This window comes from Sphingomonas donggukensis (assembly GCF_023674425.1).
GTDB lineage: Bacteria > Pseudomonadota > Alphaproteobacteria > Sphingomonadales > Sphingomonadaceae > Sphingomonas > Sphingomonas donggukensis.
In genome coordinates, this window is sequence record NZ_CP098401.1 from 991,982 (window position 1) to 1,008,276 (window position 16,295).

17 protein-coding genes and 1 tRNA gene are annotated in these 16,295 nt (G+C 67.8%); 9 read left to right on the plus strand and 9 right to left on the minus strand.

The window, feature by feature from the left end:
- Positions 1-17: 17 nt before the first annotated feature.
- Positions 18-1,238: a serine hydrolase domain-containing protein gene (locus M9980_RS04815; RefSeq protein WP_250753993.1), complete on the minus strand. Its 1,221-nt coding sequence runs from the start codon at positions 1,236-1,238 to the stop codon at positions 18-20.
- A gap of 197 nt (positions 1,239-1,435) precedes the next feature.
- Between M9980_RS04815 and M9980_RS04820 the strand changes: the two genes are divergently transcribed.
- Complete coding sequence (locus tag M9980_RS04820) at positions 1,436-3,136, plus strand: class I adenylate-forming enzyme family protein (RefSeq protein WP_250755065.1); 1,701 nt, start codon at positions 1,436-1,438, stop codon at positions 3,134-3,136.
- A gap of 95 nt (positions 3,137-3,231) precedes the next feature.
- Here the strand turns inward: M9980_RS04820 and M9980_RS04825 are convergent, their stop codons facing one another.
- Together M9980_RS04825 and gntA are read right to left on the minus strand one after the other, a co-directional pair.
- Positions 3,232-3,816, minus strand: a complete 585-nt coding sequence (locus M9980_RS04825; protein WP_250753995.1) for a DUF1989 domain-containing protein — start codon at positions 3,814-3,816, stop codon at positions 3,232-3,234.
- Complete coding sequence (gene gntA / locus M9980_RS04830; RefSeq protein ID WP_250753997.1) at positions 3,806-4,501, minus strand: guanitoxin biosynthesis heme-dependent pre-guanitoxin N-hydroxylase GntA; 696 nt, start codon at positions 4,499-4,501, stop codon at positions 3,806-3,808. The genes M9980_RS04825 and gntA overlap by 11 nt, the downstream gene beginning before the upstream one ends.
- Before the next feature lie 119 nt (positions 4,502-4,620).
- Between gntA and M9980_RS04835 the strand changes: the two genes are divergently transcribed.
- Positions 4,621-5,346: a Crp/Fnr family transcriptional regulator gene (locus M9980_RS04835; protein WP_250753999.1), complete on the plus strand. Its 726-nt coding sequence runs from the start codon at positions 4,621-4,623 to the stop codon at positions 5,344-5,346.
- Here M9980_RS04835 and glpK read toward each other — a convergent pair.
- Complete coding sequence (gene glpK, locus M9980_RS04840; protein ID WP_250754001.1) at positions 5,316-6,818, minus strand: glycerol kinase GlpK; 1,503 nt, start codon at positions 6,816-6,818, stop codon at positions 5,316-5,318. The two genes, M9980_RS04835 and glpK, sit on opposite strands and share 31 nt — an antisense overlap.
- 80 nt (positions 6,819-6,898) lie before the next feature.
- On the opposite strand from glpK, the gene M9980_RS04845 reads away from it, so the two are divergent.
- Together M9980_RS04845 and M9980_RS04850 are read left to right on the plus strand one after the other, a co-directional pair.
- Entirely contained in the window at positions 6,899-8,059 is a 1,161-nt protein-coding gene (locus M9980_RS04845) for an AI-2E family transporter (protein ID WP_250755066.1), read from the plus strand.
- Positions 8,060-8,126: 67 nt separating this feature from the next.
- Positions 8,127-8,203 (plus strand) — tRNA-Asp (locus M9980_RS04850).
- Positions 8,204-8,266: 63 nt separating this feature from the next.
- On the opposite strand, the gene M9980_RS04855 is transcribed toward M9980_RS04850, so the two are convergent.
- The 4 genes from M9980_RS04855 to M9980_RS04870 all read right to left on the minus strand — a co-directional run bounded on the left by M9980_RS04855 (position 8,267) and on the right by M9980_RS04870 (position 9,711).
- Positions 8,267-8,473, minus strand: a complete 207-nt coding sequence (locus M9980_RS04855) for a DUF2842 domain-containing protein (RefSeq protein ID WP_250754003.1) — start codon at positions 8,471-8,473, stop codon at positions 8,267-8,269.
- Positions 8,470-9,012 (minus strand): 5-formyltetrahydrofolate cyclo-ligase, encoded by a 543-nt coding sequence (locus tag M9980_RS04860; protein ID WP_250754006.1) that lies wholly within the window; start codon positions 9,010-9,012, stop codon positions 8,470-8,472. The genes M9980_RS04855 and M9980_RS04860 overlap by 4 nt, the downstream gene beginning before the upstream one ends.
- A gap of 196 nt (positions 9,013-9,208) precedes the next feature.
- Complete coding sequence (locus M9980_RS04865; protein WP_250754009.1) at positions 9,209-9,523, minus strand: cell division protein ZapA; 315 nt, start codon at positions 9,521-9,523, stop codon at positions 9,209-9,211.
- Positions 9,523-9,711, minus strand: coding sequence for a hypothetical protein (locus M9980_RS04870; RefSeq protein ID WP_250754011.1), 189 nt, complete (start codon positions 9,709-9,711; stop codon positions 9,523-9,525). The genes M9980_RS04865 and M9980_RS04870 overlap by 1 nt, the downstream gene beginning before the upstream one ends.
- A 132-nt stretch (positions 9,712-9,843) precedes the next feature.
- Between M9980_RS04870 and tkt the strand changes: the two genes are divergently transcribed.
- The 5 genes from tkt (at position 9,844) to M9980_RS04895 (ending at position 15,832) form a co-directional block, all read left to right on the plus strand.
- Positions 9,844-11,838 carry a transketolase gene (gene tkt, locus M9980_RS04875; RefSeq protein WP_250754014.1) on the plus strand — a complete coding sequence of 665 codons (1,995 nt, stop codon included), beginning with the start codon at positions 9,844-9,846 and terminating at the stop codon, positions 11,836-11,838.
- Positions 11,835-12,845 (plus strand): type I glyceraldehyde-3-phosphate dehydrogenase, encoded by a 1,011-nt coding sequence (gene gap / locus M9980_RS04880; protein WP_250754017.1) that lies wholly within the window; start codon positions 11,835-11,837, stop codon positions 12,843-12,845. The genes tkt and gap overlap by 4 nt, the downstream gene beginning before the upstream one ends.
- A 162-nt stretch (positions 12,846-13,007) precedes the next feature.
- Complete coding sequence (locus M9980_RS04885) at positions 13,008-13,460, plus strand: MOSC domain-containing protein (RefSeq protein ID WP_250755068.1); 453 nt, start codon at positions 13,008-13,010, stop codon at positions 13,458-13,460.
- Complete coding sequence (locus tag M9980_RS04890; protein WP_250754020.1) at positions 13,457-14,647, plus strand: phosphoglycerate kinase; 1,191 nt, start codon at positions 13,457-13,459, stop codon at positions 14,645-14,647. The genes M9980_RS04885 and M9980_RS04890 overlap by 4 nt, the downstream gene beginning before the upstream one ends.
- 276 nt (positions 14,648-14,923) lie before the next feature.
- Positions 14,924-15,832: a class I fructose-bisphosphate aldolase gene (locus tag M9980_RS04895; RefSeq protein ID WP_250754023.1), complete on the plus strand. Its 909-nt coding sequence runs from the start codon at positions 14,924-14,926 to the stop codon at positions 15,830-15,832.
- A 4-nt stretch (positions 15,833-15,836) separates the two neighbouring features.
- On the opposite strand, the gene M9980_RS04900 is transcribed toward M9980_RS04895, so the two are convergent.
- A complete protein-coding gene (locus M9980_RS04900) occupies positions 15,837-16,214 on the minus strand; it encodes a hypothetical protein (RefSeq protein WP_250754025.1) in 378 nt (125 codons plus the stop codon).
- Between the last annotated feature and the right edge of the window lie 81 nt (positions 16,215-16,295).

Here is a 16,295-nt window from a genome sequence, read left to right on the forward strand (position 1 = left end):
GAACGGTGGGAATTAGGTCAATTCAGCGCCGAATAGATCATCGTCTTCAGTTCGCGGCGGATCGGATAGGTGTTGCTGGGCGACATTTGCGTCATGAAGATCATGATGATGCGCTCCACGGGATCGATGAAGAACGCGGTCGAGAACAGCCCGCCCCAGTAGAATTCGCCGACCGATCCCGGTACCAGTGTCGGCGCGACGTCGATGGTGACCGCGAAGCCGAGGCCGAAGCCGACCCCGGCGTTGGTCGCTTCCGAAAACATCGACCGGCTCATGCTGGCAAGGTCGGCGCTCCCGGGCAGGTGATTCATCGTCATCAGCGCGACCGACTTGCGCGAAAGGATGCGCGCGCCGTCCAGCGTGCCGCCATCCAGCAGCATCCGGCAGAACCGATGATAGTCGAGCGCGGTCGAGACCAGCCCGCCGCCGCCGGAGACCAGCTTAGGCGCCCGGCTCCACGCCGATGCCGCTCCCTGGTCGTACATCACGCGGCCTTTGCCGGGCGCCAGCGTATAGCAGTCGGTCAGGCGATCGATCTTGTCGGCGGGCACTTCGAAGAAGGTGTCGTGCATGCCGAGCGGCGCGAAGATGCGGGTGCGGAATACTTCGGCCAGCGGCATTTCGGCGACACGCTGCACGACCAGCCCGAGAAGGTCGGTCGATACCGAGTAGTTCCACGCCTCACCGGGTGAAAACTCGAGCGGCAGCTTCCCCAGCGCCGCGGCGAAGCCGTCGAGGTCGAGGTTGCCGTGCCAGCTTTCGATCCTGCCCTCGCGGTAGGCGGCGTCGATGTTCGAACGGTTCTGGAACCCGTAGGTGAGCCCCGACGTGTGCCGCAGCAGGTCGATCATCCGCATAGGCTCGGCGGTTGGCTTGGTCGCGAACGCCATGCCGGCACCGCCGCCGTTGTAGACGCCGACGCCCTTCAGTTCGGGGACGACGTGGTGGACCGGGGTGTCGAGCGCGACCCGACCCTCCTCGACCAATTGCATGAACGCGACCGACGTCACCGGCTTGGTCATGCTGGCGATGCGGAACAGGCTGGCGTCATCGACCGCCGCGCCGCCTTCCCGCGCCGCGCCCATCGACGACAGGTGGACGATCGCGTCGTCGCGACCGATCAGCAGTTGCGCGTTGGGCAGCTTGCCGTTGGCGACGTAATTCGCGTCGAGGAAGGCATCGATCCGGGCCAGGCGACCGGCGTCGAAGCCATGATCCTCGGGCTTCGCGATTGTCATGGCTGGCCCATACCCCTGTTTCGAAACATTACCGGCGGCCCGCCCGGCGGGTGCGGCGTCTCTATCGCCTTGAGCGCCGCGCGAATCAACACTAAACCGTGTCGGGAACCGGCGTCCGCGCCCAAACCGAATATTCAACTGGAGAGCGCGCCTTGGCCGAAAAACCCCTGATCGCCCTCGATCCCGCATGGCCCAGGATGACGCAGGAGCAGGCGAAGGCGCTGCTGTGTGCGCCCGGCGAGCGGTTCGAAATGGATACGGTGTCGGTCGGCGGCGTGCCGACGCGGGTGTGGAAGAATGCGCCGCCCAATCTGTCGCTGCTGATCCAGTTCGGGCGCAGCCACGGCGACCGCGCGTTCATAGTCCATGAGGGCGAGCGGATCAGCTACGACGCGACGGTGCGCGCCGTCGCGCATCTTGCCACCCGGATGCGCGAGATGGGCGTGGGGAAGGGCGACCGCGTCGCGCTGACCATGCGGAACCTGCCCGAATGGCCGGTGATCTTCTTCGCAACGGTGGCGCTCGGCGCGATCGCGGTGCCGCTCAACGCCTGGTGGACCGGTGGCGAGCTGGAATATGGCATGCGCGATTCGGGTGCGCGGATGCTGTTCGTCGATGCCGAGCGCCATGCCCGCCTCGCGCAATGCTATGACGCGCTGCCCGATCTGGAACGGGTCTTCGTCGCGCGGGCCCGCATCCCGCTGGAGGGGAAGGCCGGGGCGATCGAGGATCTGATCGGCACGCCCGACAGCTGGGCATCGCTGCCCGACATTCCGTTCCCCCAGACCGACATCCACCCGGACGACGACGCGACGATCTTCTACACCAGCGGCACCACCGGCGCGCCGAAGGGGGCGCTCGGCACCCACCGCAATTTCGTCACCAACATCATGTCGTCGGGCTATGCCGCGGCGCGGATGCTGCTGCGCCGGGGCGAACCGATCCCCGATCCGGTGCCGAAGACGATGCTGACCGTCATCCCGCTGTTCCACGTCACCGCCTGTTCGGCGACGATGATGGGCGCGATCGCGGCGGGCAACACGCTGGTGTTCATGCGCAAATGGGATCCGGTCGCGGCGATGGAGATCATCGCGCGTGAGCGGGTGGCGGTGACCGGCGGCGTGCCGACGATCGCGTGGCAGTTGCTCGAGCATCCCGACCGCGCCAACTACGACCTGTCGAGCCTGGAGATGATCGCCTACGGCGGCGCGCCGTCCGCGCCCGAGCTGGTCAAGCGTATCTACCAGGAGTTCGGCGCGCTGCCTTCCAACGGATGGGGTATGACCGAGACGACCGCGACCGTGACGATGAACGGGGGTGAGGATTACCTCAACCGCCCGACCAGCTGCGGCACGCCGGTCGCCACCGCCGACCTGAAGATAATGGACGTCGACGGCGTGTTCGAAATGCCGGTGGGAGAGGTCGGCGAACTCTGGGCGCGCGGCCCGATGGTCGTGAAGGGCTATTGGAACAAGCCGGAGGCGACCGCGGCGACCTTCATCGACGGCTGGGTCCGCACAGGCGACCTGGCGCGCGTCGATGACGAGGGGTTCTGCTACATCGTCGATCGCGCCAAGGATATCGTGATCCGCGGCGGCGAGAACATCTATTCGAGCGAGGTCGAGGACGTGCTCTACGCGCACCCCGCCGTCACCGACTGCGCGCTGATCGGCGTGCCGCACCGCACGCTCGGCGAGGAACCGGTCGCGGTCGTCCATCTGTCACCCGGCACGGAGGCGACCGAGGGCGAATTGCAGACTTGGGTTCGCGAGCGCCTAGCCAATTTCAAGGTGCCGGTCGCCATCCGTTTCGTGGAGGAAACCCTGCCGCGCAATGCCAACGGCAAGATCTTGAAAAAGGATCTGAAGGAGATGTTCGCCGACCGGGCGGCGGCCTGAAGGGCGCGCACCGCCATCAACACCGTTCGCACTGAGCTTGTCGAAGTGCGTGTCTCGAACGACACGTGCTTCGACAGGCTCAGCACGAACTGGGGCTAGCCCGAAATCTCATATTCGATCGGCTTGAAGCTGCCGTTGTTCGATTGCAGCGCCGAACACGCGGTCAGGCCGATAATCAGGTCCATCCGCGCCACGAACGCAATGTGGTCGCCCGCTTTGCTGCGCGGCGGATCGACGCTGAGCGCGCCGGTTTCGAAATCGACCGAGACGTTCATGAAGCAATTGAAGGCGGTCGGGATCATGTCCGGCTCCACCCCCCACGGCGCCAACGCGCGTTCGAGGTTGCCGAAGCACCCGTGGTGCGGCGCATCGTCGCCGTAGATGATCCGGAACGTGTCCTTCGAACACGGAGTCAGCAGGAAGTCGTGGCGCCCGACGCTGTCGGACACGATGTCGAGCATCACGTTGCTGCGGTTCGAATAGAGCGGATCGCCGACACCGATGAACAGCTTGCTGGCGTAATCCAGCGTCCGCCCGGACGAAATCACCTCGCGAATGTCGGCGCGGTTGTACGCAAGGAGGTCCGCAACCTGCTCCCCGCGCGGATCATAGACGGTCAGCGTCTGCCCCTCGCGCAGTTCGAAGCCGACGCCGGAACGGCGCGCAATCTCATGCCGCATCGCGGTTGCTCCCGCGGCCGGAGAAGGGGCAGCGCCAGTCGGCGCCGACCGCACGCCCGCTGTACTGGCGCGCTTCCGACACGCTGCCGTGCCGCGCCAGCATCGGATTTTCCGACCCCGCCAGCGCGACGTCGCGGGTCAGGATAGAGCTGCGCAGTTTTTCGTACCGCCCGTCGCTGCGCAGCTGCTCGAACTGGTCGTGCAGGTTGAAGACGAGCGCCGGCGCGCGGAAGCGTCGCGCCGGGCGACTGGCGGCGGGGTGCAGCCCGACGACGAAGAACGCCTCGCCCGCGAAGCTCAGCGAGAAATGCGGATCGTCGGGATCGCCGCTGACGCGCGGGTCGGGTCGCTGCCCCAGCCAGTCGTCCTTGTCGCTGAGCGACTGAAGCCGCGCCCACAGGTTGCGCTCGAATTCCTCCTCTCCCGAGGTCGGCGCCGTTTCGAACAGCAACACGAACGAGCGGAACAGCGAGCGATCGGCGCGATAGTCGCCCACGAAGCGGTACAGCGCCGAATAGATGCGCATGTCGTCCCACGCCGATGCGATGTCGCGCGCCACCAGGAAGTGCATGTTACCGCGTGACAGCGCCGACTTCGCCCCGACACAGGGAAAGCTGGCATCGGCGACGAAATCGCGGAAGGCATCGACGACGGGTTCGTCGGTGGAAAATTCGACGGTTTGCATGCTGCCCACAACCCGGCAACACGCTAATCGTTGCGCTTCCGGCACGGCGCCTGATCCAGATCAGCGTGATTTTTCGCGGTGGCTGTCCGTCCGTGAAGAAACGAGTAGAAGGGGCCGCGATGCTGACCGATCTTTTCCTGTGTGGCCGCCGCCGCGGCGAGCTGAGCGACGTCGAAAAGCGCGCGCTGGAAGGGGCCGCGACCGAAGTCCGAGCGATCCCCGCGCGCACCCGCATCGTCGAACGGGGCGAACGACTGCGCGCCAGCACCTTGCTGCTGGAGGGGTGGATGTGCCGCTACGTCGATTCGCGCGACGGCCAGCGTCAGATCGTCGCGTTGCAGGTGCCGGGCGATTTCGTCGATCTCCACGGCTTCCCCCTGGAACGGCTCGACCACGATGTCGGGACGCTCAGCGCGTGCCGGGTGGCGACGGTGCCGCACGACCGGCTGTTCCGGATCGTCGTCGAATTCCCGCACCTTGCTCGCCTGCTGTGGTTCAGCACGCTGCTCGACGCGGCGATGCACCGCGAATGGATCTTCCGGATCGGACGGTTGAGCGCGCTCGGCCGCGTCGCGCATCTGCTGTGCGAGCTGCACGAGCGGCTGCGCGTGGTGGGGCTGGTCAAGGACGGCAGCTTCGATTTCCCGCTGACCCAGCAGGACATCGGCGAGGCGTGCGGCCTCACCAGTGTGCACGCGAACCGCACCATCGGCCGGCTGCGCAACGACGGGCTGGTCACGATCGCGCATCGCCGCGTCACCATCCACGATTTCGCCGGCCTGGCGCGCGTCGCCGAATTCGAGGGCGGCTACCTTTATCTCGACGACGGGTCGCAGGGGGACTGATCGCGGACGCGGGCGACCGCGTCGCGCCATCCGTTCAGCCGCCTGCCGCGCGCCACGGCATTGCCCGCGGGGGTGAAACGCTGCACCGGCCCGCGCATCGCCGCTGCCTGCTCCAGCCCGGCGAACAGGCCGCAGCCGACCCCGGCCATCATCGCCGCGCCCAGCGCCGTCGTCTCCGCCATCGCCGGTCGCTCGACCGTCACGTCCAGTATGTCGGCCAGGTCCTGCGCCATCCAGTCGTTGGCGACCATGCCGCCGTCTATCCTGAGGAGCGACCAGTCCGCTCCATCGGCGGCAAAGGCAGTCTTCAGGTCATGGGCCTGATGCGCCATCGATTCGAGCGCGGCGCGAACGATGTGCGCACGGGTCGCGGCGAAGCTGAGGCCGGAGATGCTGCCCCGCGCGTCGGGCTCCCACCACGGCGCGCCGAGCCCCGACAGTGCCGGCACCACGTAAACGCCGCCATTGTCGGCGACGCTGCGCGCCAGCGCTTCGGTCTCCGCCGCGGTGCCGATCAGGCCGACCGCGTCGCGCAGCCACTGGATCAGGCTGCCGGCGACGAACACCGACCCCTCCAGCGCATAGGCGCGCACGCCGCCCAACTGCCACGCGACGGTGGCGAGCAGGCGGTTCTTCGATTGCGGCAACTGCTGGCCGTACTGGGTCAGCACGAACGCGCCGGTGCCGAACGTCGCCTTGGTCTCGCCGGGCGTCAGGCACGCCTGTCCGATCGTCGCCGCCTGTTGGTCCCCCGCCATGCCGCAGATGGGAATCGATCCGCCGAAGCGCGTCGTCCGACCGATCGGTCCTGCGCAATCGACGATCTCGGGCAGAATGCTTCGCGGCACGTCGAACAGTGAGAGCAGCCCGTCGTCCCACTGCCCGCTGCCAAGCCCCATCAACAGCGTGCGCGACGCGTTGGTGGCGTCGGTGACGTGCAGCCCGCCGCGGTTCTCCCCCCCGGTCAGCTTCCACACCAGCCAGCTTTCGACCGTCCCCACCGCCAGCCGGTCGTTAGCGTCGCGCACTGCCGGCCAGTGCTCGCGCGCCCAGGCGATCTTGGTCGCGCTGAAATAGGGGTCGAGCAACAGGCCGGTGCGCGCCTGCACGCCGGCTTCCTCGCCCGCGTCGCGCAGGGTTCGGCACGTGTCGGCGGTGCGCCGGTCCTGCCACACGATCGCCGGCGCCAACGGTTCGCCGGTCGTCCGGTCCCAGAACACCACCGTCTCGCGCTGATTGGTGATGCCGATCGCGGCGACCCGGTCCGGACCGCCGGCCAGTTCCACCATCGCCTGCGCGCACGCGGCGGACCGTTCCCAGATTTCCGCAGCGTCATGCTCGACCCAGCCGGGCCGCGGATAGGATTGCGTCAGCGGCGCCGATCGGCTGCCCAGCACGCGTCCGTCGGGGGCGAACAGCATCGCCCGGGTCGAGGTCGTGCCCTCGTCGATGACCAGCAAAGTCTCTCCCATACGGATCAGACTATCCGCTATTCCCCGGACAGGGAATGCGCGTAGGGTGCGCGGCGAAGGAGACGGGCGTGGCGGACGAGATGGCGGAACAGGATCAGGCACCGGTCGAGGATCCCAGCCTGCGCCGCGACCGCCTGCTCGCGGCGATCGCGCTCATCATGGGTGCGCTGTTGCTGCTGGCGATGCCCTTCGCGTTGCAGCAAGGGGCGAGCTTCTTCCTGCCGACCACCGCCGCCATCGTCATCGCCATCGCGATGGTGCCGATGCTGGAGTGGCTGGAGCGCCGCCGCGTGCCGTCGGGCCTCGCCGCGCTGCTGTGCGTGCTGCTGTTCCTTGCCGCCGTCAACGTGGCGCTCGCGTCGATCGTCGTTCCGGCGTGGCAATGGGTGCGGATCCTGCCCGACCGCATCGACACCATCCAGCACAACCTGTCGCCGGTCATCGATCTGTATTCGAACCTCGAGAAATTCGTGAACAAGACGCTGCGCCAGATGGCCGACGCGCCGCAGCGTCAGCAGACCGCGCCGGTCGCCCCGCCGCGATCGATCGTCGAGCTGTTCGCGACGTCGGCGCCGTCCGCCTTCATCGAGATGTTCTTCGCGATCCTCGTCATCTATTTCTTCCTCGCCGGGTGGACGCGCACGCGGCGCGCGGCGATCACGCGGCGGACCAGCTTCGGCGGCGCGATGGCGACCGCGCGCGTCATCCAGGACGTCGTCGACGATACCTCGGCCTATCTCGGCACGATCACGCTCATCAACATCTGCCTCGGGCTCATCGTCTCGGGCCTGCTGTGGGCGATCGGCATGCCGACGCCGCTGATGTGGGGCGGTCTGGTCGCGCTGCTCAACTATGTGCCCTATCTCGGGCCGATCCTCGCGGCGGCGCTGCTGGCGCTCGGCGGGCTGATGACCTTCCAGGACATCTGGTGGGCGCTGCTGCCCGCCGCGATCATGGCGGGCGCGCATCTGGTGGAGGCGAACGCGATCACCCCGCTGGTCGTCGGCCACCGCCTGACGATCAACCCGATCATGATCCTCATCTCGCTGAGCTTCTGGGGATGGGTGTGGGGAACGCCCGGCGCACTGCTGGCGGTGCCGCTCCTCATCATCATCCAGACCGTGCTCGACGCCGCCGGCCGCCCCGATGTCGCGGGCTTCCTGTTCGAGCGGGGGATGCTGGTGTCGCAGGCCGACGAAGGCTCGCGACTGCGCGTTCGGCGCGGCGATGCAAAAGAATGATGCATCGCGCAAAAAGGGTCGTTGACACCCCCGGATCGGAGCCGTAACAGCGCCGCTCCGCAAGTCAGCGGGTGTAGCTCAGTTGGTTAGAGCGCCGGCCTGTCACGCCGGAGGTCGCGGGTTCGAGCCCCGTCACTCGCGCCACTTGCCGCAGGGTCGGCAAGGGCGGAATCCTCCCGAAAATCGTCGATGTGCGCGCGCGGCGGCTCAGCGCCAGCGGCCGGTTTCCATCCACTGGAGCGCGGGTCGCAGCGGACAGATCCACACGATCCCCGCCACCAGATAGATCGGCAGCTGGACCAGCGCCGGCAGCGATCCGATCGCCCCGCTGAAGCTGGCGATCGCCACCACCCAGATCGTGACATAGGCCAGGATGCCCAGCATCCCGACCGGCTTGCGCCAGCTCGGCGTCATCGAATCAGTCCCTTCTCGGTGGCGACCGCGTGCAGCGGCACGTCCCACGCTTCGGTTTCCAGCATCAGCAGGCGCTGCATCGCCCAGGCGACGCCCAGCCGCCACGCATCGGGGTAGCGGGCAAAGGCGCGGTCGTAATGCCCCGCACCTTGCCCCAGCCGGTTGAGCGCATCGTCGAACGCGACCAGCGGCGTCAGGATGATGTCGGGCGCGACCTCCGCCGCACTGTCGGCGGGCTGGCGCAGGCCGAACGGCCCGGGAAGCAACGGATCGCGCTCGTCCCACGCCAGGAAGCGCATCGGCGTCGCGCGGTCGACGACATGGGGCAGGGCGACGACGCACCCCGCCGCCCGCGCCGCCGCCGCCAGCCCCGACGGATCGGCCTCGCTGCCGATCGGGATGTACGACGCGACTACGCGGGCGCCGGCCAGCGCGTCCAGGAATTCGGGCGGCGCCGCGATCACCGCGTCGCTCGCCATCGCAAAGGCATCGCGCTCGGCGCGCATCCGGGCGCGCAGGATGCGTTTTTCATCGCTCATCGCGGATCGCCTGCAGGAAGGGAAGCGGTGGCGGGACCGCCGTGGCCGTATGCCGGGTTATCCACTGACGCACGGTACGTCAGGTGGGAACCATGTGCTTTGGACCAGGATCCTAGCAGGGACAGCCCCCATTGGATGATGAATAGCCTCAGGGATAATAAAGGCTCGTACCGGGCAGTGCCCGCCGCCTGTCTATCTAGGCGCTCGCGCGGTGATCCTCAAGGCCGTCCTCGATGCCGGCGGCAATCGATTCGAGCCGTTCGGCGATGCGGGCGAGCGCGGCGGACGACGGGCCGGTCCCGGGCGCACGCTCGGCCTCGGCCAGTTCGTCGGCCAGCAATAGGGCGATGTAGAGCATGGTGCGCTCCCCGCTCTGCCCGCCGGCAGCGCGCGAGGCGGTCTGCGCATGCGCGTCGAGCCGCCGGCCCAGCGCCTCCAGATCGGCCTCTCCGCCATCGCGGCAGGCGACCGTGTGGGCGCGCCCGCCGATCCTCAGCGTAACTTCGGCCATCAGTCGGCATCCTCGGCTGCGATCAACGAATCGAGTTCGGCGATGGCGTGGCCGATCCGGCTGCGCAGCCGGTCGTGGCGGGCCTGCAACGCGGACGTCGCCGCGCTGCTGCGTGTCGCTGCCGCCTCGATCCGGGCCAGCGCCCGGTCGATCCGCTCCAGTGCGTTTTCAGGCGCTTGCTCGGTCATGCCGTTCGCTTAGCACCTTCTTCGTGCCGAACAAGCCGGTGCGGACGCCGCCGGGGCCGGTTGACGGGAGCGGGCGACGATGCGCAAAGGCCCGCGCGGCACTTGTTCGCCGCGCGACCCGCAGGAGAATTCATGGCCGCCTCCGACGCCCAGCTCGCCAACGCCATCCGGGCGCTGTCGATGGATGCGGTGGAAGCCGCCAATTCCGGCCATCCCGGCATGCCGATGGGGATGGCCGACGTCGCTACCGTCCTGTTCACGAAATATCTGAAATACGATCCCGCCGATCCCAAATGGCCCGACCGGGACCGCTTCGTGCTGTCGGCGGGGCATGGATCGATGCTGATCTACAGCCTGCTGTATCTGACCGGCTATGCGCAGCCGACGCTCGACGACATCCGCAATTTCCGGAAGCTGACCAGCCCGTGCGCCGGCCATCCCGAGAATTTCCTGCTGCCGGGTGTCGAATGCACCACCGGCCCGCTGGGGCAGGGGCTGGCGATGGCGGTCGGCATGGCGATCGCGGAGCGGCACCTGAATGCCGAATACGGCGACGCGCTGGTCGATCACCGTACCTGGGTCGTCGCCGGCGACGGGTGCCTGATGGAGGGCATCAACCACGAGGCGATCGGTCTTGCCGGGCATCTGGGCCTCGGGCGGCTGATCGTGCTGTGGGACGACAACCGCATCACCATCGACGGCGCGACGTCGCTCTCGACCAGCGAGGACATTCCCGCCCGTTATGAAGCGACCGGCTGGCACGTCGTCGAATGCGACGGTCACGATACCGCCAGCATCGCCGCAGCCTTCGACGCGGCGATCGGTGTCGAGGACAAGCCGACGCTGGTCCGTTGCCGCACGATCATCGGCAAGGGCGCCCCGAACAAGGAGGGCAGCCACAAGGTCCACGGCTCTCCGCTCGGCAAGGACGAAGTCGCGGCTACGCGCGTCGCGCTTGGGCTGAACGACGCCCTGTTCACGGTGCCCGACGACGTTGCAGAGACGTGGCGCGCGGCGGGCCGACAGGCGGCTGAACCTCATGCTGCGTGGCAGGACCGGCTCGCAAGCGACGCCAAGGGCGCCGATTTCACCGCGCGCATGGCGGGCGACTTCGACCTCGCCGAACTCGGCAGGATCGCGCTCGACGATGTCGGGCGGGGCGGGGCGAAGGTCGCGACGCGCAAGTCGAGCGAACTGGCGCTCGAAAAGCTGACCGCCGCCTATCCGGCGCTGATCGGCGGATCGGCGGATCTCACCCCCTCGAACAACACGCAGACGAAGGCGACGACAGAGACGATCACGGCCGGCGATTATGCCGGGCGCTATATCCACTACGGCATCCGCGAATTCGGCATGGCGGCTGCTATGAACGGCATGGCGCTGCACGGCGGCATCGTGCCCTATGGCGGCACCTTCCTGGTCTTCTCCGACTACGCCCGCCCGGCGATCCGGCTGGCCGCGCTTCAGCGCGCGCGGGTCGCGTTCGTGATGACGCACGACTCCATCGGGCTCGGCGAGGACGGCCCGACCCACCAGCCGGTCGAGCACGTCATGTCGCTGCGCCTGATCCCCAACCTTGACGTGTGGCGTCCGTGCGATTCGGTCGAGACGGCGGAGGCGTGGGCTTGCGCGATCGCGCGCAAGGACGGGCCGTCGCTCCTGGCACTCAGCCGCCAGAACCTGTCGCAACAGCGTGACGGCACTGGCGAAATGCTCGCGGCCAAGGGCGGTTACCGCCTGCGCGCCGCGTCGTCGCCCCGCCGCGTCATCCTGATCGCCAGCGGGTCGGAGGTCGAGATCGCGGTCGCGGTCGCCGACCGGCTTGAGAGCGAAGGTGTGGGTGCCGACGTCGTGTCGATGCCGTGCTGGTCGCGCTTCGACGCGCAGGACACCGCGTACCGCGAGGACGTCCTGCCGTTCGCCGACCCCTCCCAGATCCTGCGCGTCTCGATCGAGGCGGGCACGACGATCGGCTGGGAACGCTACACGATGGTGCAGGGCCTGCGCTTCGGCCTCGACCGGTTCGGTGCGTCGGCGCCCGCGGAAGATCTCTACGAACATTTCGGACTGACCGCGGACGCCATCGCGCCGCAGGTCATCGCTAAGCTGAAGGAGCAGACGGCATGACGGTGAAGGTTGCGATCAACGGCTTCGGCCGCATCGGGCGGCTCGTGGCACGCGCGATCCTGGAGCGCCCGGATTGCGGGCTGGAGCTCGTCACCATCAACGACCTTGCCGACGCCAAGTCGAACGCGTGGCTGTTCAGCCGCGACAGCGTCCACGGCAAATACCCCGGCACCGTCAGCGCCGAGGGCAATGACCTAGTGATCGACGGCAAGAAGATCGCCGTCACCGCCGAGCGCGATCCCGCCAACCTGCCGCACGGGCAGCACGGCGTCGACATCGTGCTGGAATGCACCGGCTTCTTCACCGATCGTGAAAGCGCGCAGAAGCACATCGCGGGTGGCGCCAAGAAAGTGCTGATCTCCGCCCCCGCCAAGGGCGTCGACCTGACCGTCGTGTACGGCGTCAACAACGACAAGCTGGAGGCCGGGCACGACATCGTCTCGAACGCGTCGTGCACGACCAACTGCCTCGCACCGGTCGCCAAGGTGCTGAACGATACCGTCGGCATCGAGCGCGGCCTGATGACGACCGTCCACGCCTATACCAACGACCAGAAGATCCTCGACCAGATCCACCCCGACCTGCGCCGCGCCCGTGCTGCGGCGATGAGCATGATCCCGACGACCACCGGCGCCGCCCGAGCGGTCGGCGAAGTGCTGCCAGAACTGAAGGGCAAGCTCGACGGATCTGCGATCCGCGTGCCGGTGCCGGACGGCAGCCTGATCGACCTGACCTTCACGCCCAAGCGCGACACCACCGTCGAGGAAGTGAACGCGATCCTGAAGAAAGCGTCGGAGGAAGGCCCGCTGAAGGGCGTTCTCGTCTATTCCGACGAACCGCTCGTCTCGATCGACATCGTCCACACGCCGGCGTCCTCGACCATCGACAGCCTGGAAACCGCGGTCCTGGACGGCAAGCTGGTGCGCGTCGTCAGCTGGTACGACAATGAATGGGGCTTCTCGAACCGCATGGTCGATACCGCGGCGGCGATGGCGAAGTTTATCTAGGCTTGGCGAGGTAGCCGTGCCCCTCCCAAACCGTTCGCCTCGAGTAGTCGTCGAGCTTGTCGAAATGACGTATCGAGAGGGGGCTGCCCCAAGCGAGAACCTCTCGACACGGGCTCTCGACTGTGCTCGATCCCTACTCGAGGCGAACGGATTGGGGGCGTGATGGCCACCGTCGCCGGCATCGCCCGCCATCCGCGCTCCAAGGCGCCGATGGAAACCCTCGAGCGCGCGCACGTCACGCTCGAGGGCGGCATCGTCGGCGACTTCCGCGGCGCGATGAAGGGCAAGCCCTATCGCCGCCAGATCACCCTGATGGAGCGCGCCGACTGGGACGCGGCGATGGTTGAAGTCGGCCACGCGATCCCTTGGGAACAGCGCCGCGCGAACCTGCTCGTCGATGGGCTCGACCTGCCGCAGACGCCGGGCGTGCGCTTGCGGATCGGGGCGGATGTCGTGCTGGAGGTCACTCGCGAAACCGATCCGTGCGAACGGATGGAGGCGCTGGCCGAGGGGTTGCGCGCCGCGCTGACCCCGGACTGGCGTGGGGGCGCCTGTACGATGGTGATAACGGGCGGCGTCATCGCCGTCGGCGACACGATAAGGATCGAAGAATGAGCCGCGATTTCAGGACTCTGGACGACATCGGCGATGTGGCGGGCAAGCGCGTGCTGGTCCGCGAGGATCTGAACGTGCCGATGGCCGACGGCAAGGTCACCGACGACACGCGGTTTCGCGCGACTTTGGCGACCGTCGCCGAACTCGCCGACAAGGGCGCGATCGTCCTGATCCTCGCGCATTTCGGCCGCCCCAAGGGCCAGCGCGACCCGTCGATGAGCCTGGCAATTGTTACGAAACCGTATGAGGCGGTGTTGGGCCGCCCGGTACGCTTCGTCGATTGGGACGGCGCAGCGGAAGCGGTCGCCACGCTCCAGCCCGGCGACATCGCAGTGCTGGAGAACACGCGCTTCCTCGCAGGCGAGGAGAAGAACGACGCGCAAACCACAGCGATGATGTCGGAACTCGGCGACCTGTACGTCAACGACGCCTTCTCCGCCGCCCACCGCGCACACGCCTCGACCGAGGGGCTCGCCCGCGCGCTGCCGGCCTTCGCGGGCCGCGCGATGGAGGCCGAGCTCGACGCGCTCGACAAGGCGCTCGGCAACCCCGAACACCCGGTCGCCGCGGTCGTCGGGGGCGCGAAGGTGTCGTCGAAGCTCGACGTGCTGCGCCAGATGGTGGCGAAGGTCGACCACCTCATCATCGGCGGCGGCATGGCCAACACTTTCCTCGCCGCCCGCGGCGTCGATGTCGGCAAGAGCCTGTGCGAGCACGACCTTGCCCAGACCGCCGAGGACATTCTCGACGCTGCCGACAAGGCCGGCTGCACCGTCCACCTGCCGTATGACGTCGTCGTCGCGAAGGAATTCAGGGCCAACCCGCCAATCCGCACCGTCAACGTCCACGAAGTCGCTGCCGACGAGATGATCCTCGACGTCGGCCCCGCAGCGACCGAGGCGCTGGGCGACGTCCTGAAGAATTGCCGCACGTTGGTCTGGAATGGCCCGCTCGGCGCATTCGAGACGCCCCCCTTCGACACCGCCACCGTCGCGCTCGCCCGCACCGCCGCGGCGCTGACCAAGGAGGGCGGGCTGGTGTCGGTTGCAGGCGGAGGCGACACCGTCGCCGCGCTGAACCAGGCGGATGTGGCTGACAGCTTCACTTTCGTTTCGACCGCCGGCGGCGCCTTCCTGGAGTGGATGGAAGGGAAGGACCTGCCCGGCGTCGCGGCGCTGAAGGGGTAGGGGACGCCGGCTCGCCGCCCAGCCCCTCACCCCAAGCCTCTCACCAAATCCGTTTGCCTCGAGTAGGCGTCGAGCTTGTCGAGATGCAGTATCAAGAGGTGGGTGCCCCAGGAGAGCCCTCTCGATACGGGCTCTCGACAAGCTCGATCCCTACTCGAAGCGAACGGGTTTTTGGGGACGGGGCGAATGCCCCCCGGTTGCCGCCCACCACATCCCCCGCTAACAGCGCCGCAACATACGTATGCACCCTCGCATACCGATCACCGGGAGCCCCGCATGACGCCGACCGTGAAGGCCATTCTCGCCAACTATGAATCCGACAATCCCGGCGTGAAGGGCAATCTGGCGCGCATCCTGATGCAGGGGCGTCTGGGCGGCACCGGCAAGCTGGTGATCCTGCCGGTCGACCAGGGCTTCGAACACGGCCCGGCGCGCAGCTTCGCGGTCAACGCGCCCGCCTACGACCCGCACTATCACTATCAGATGGCGATCGACGCGGGCCTCAGCGCCTATGCCGCGCCGCTCGGCATGCTCGAAGCAGGGGCCGACACCTTCGCCGGGCAGATTCCGACGATCCTCAAGTGCAATTCGTCGAACAGCTGGGCGACCGGCGCCAACCAGGCGCTGACCGGCGGGGTCGACGACGCCCTGCGTCTCGGCTGCGCGGCGATCGGCTTCACCATCTATCCCGGCTCGGACGACGTGTTCGACATGATGGAGGAGATCAAGGAGCTGTCGGCGGAGGCCAAGTCGGTCGGCATTCCGACAGTTTTGTGGTCCTATCCGCGCGGCGGCGCGCTACCCAAATCGGGCGAGCTCGCCCTCGACGTCGGCGCCTATGCCGCGCACATGGCCGCGCTGATGGGCGCGCACATCATCAAGGTGAAGCTGCCGAGCGATCACATCGAGCAGGCCGACGCGAAAAAGGCGTATGAGGGCCACGATTTCTCGAAACAGTCCGACCGGGTGAAACACGTCGTCCAGAGCTGCTTCAACGGCCGCCGCATCGTCGTGTTCTCGGGCGGCGCGGCCAAGGGCGCCGACGCGGTCTATCAGGACGCGATCGACATCCGCGACGGCGGCGGCAACGGATCGATCATCGGCCGCAACACCTTCCAGCGCAGCCGCGAGGACGCACTGGCGATGCTCGACAAGCTGGTCGGCATCTACAAGGGCGAGCAGTAAGGGCTCATAGCCCGCCGGCGAATTCGAACGCGAAACGGTAGGGCGCGGGCTTCGGCTGCGCGCCCGCCACGCGCTCGGGTGTGATGGATACGAGCGTCAGCATGCCGTCAGCGACGCGCTCGGGCTTGCCGAGCGTCAGGTCGATGCGTCGCGTGCCCGATCCAGTCGTGACCGCGGCGCGCACGATCGCGCGGCCCGCCCAGACGCACCGCGCGTTCATCGGGCAGCGGCTGTCTTCGATCAGTTTCTCTGGGCGCACGCGCGGGCCGTTCACATAGGCTATCTGGCCCATCCGCACCGGCCCCTCGATCGCGCGCGGTTCGGCGGTGGCGACGCAGGCGGAGAGAGCGAGCGCGGCGGCGAGGATGCTGGGCGTCTTCATGCCAGGCGGTATCGCGCGGCGATGGTTGCGCCCGCGTGAACGCCGACCTTCCGTCCGCGCGACAGACGCGCTAGGCGGCGC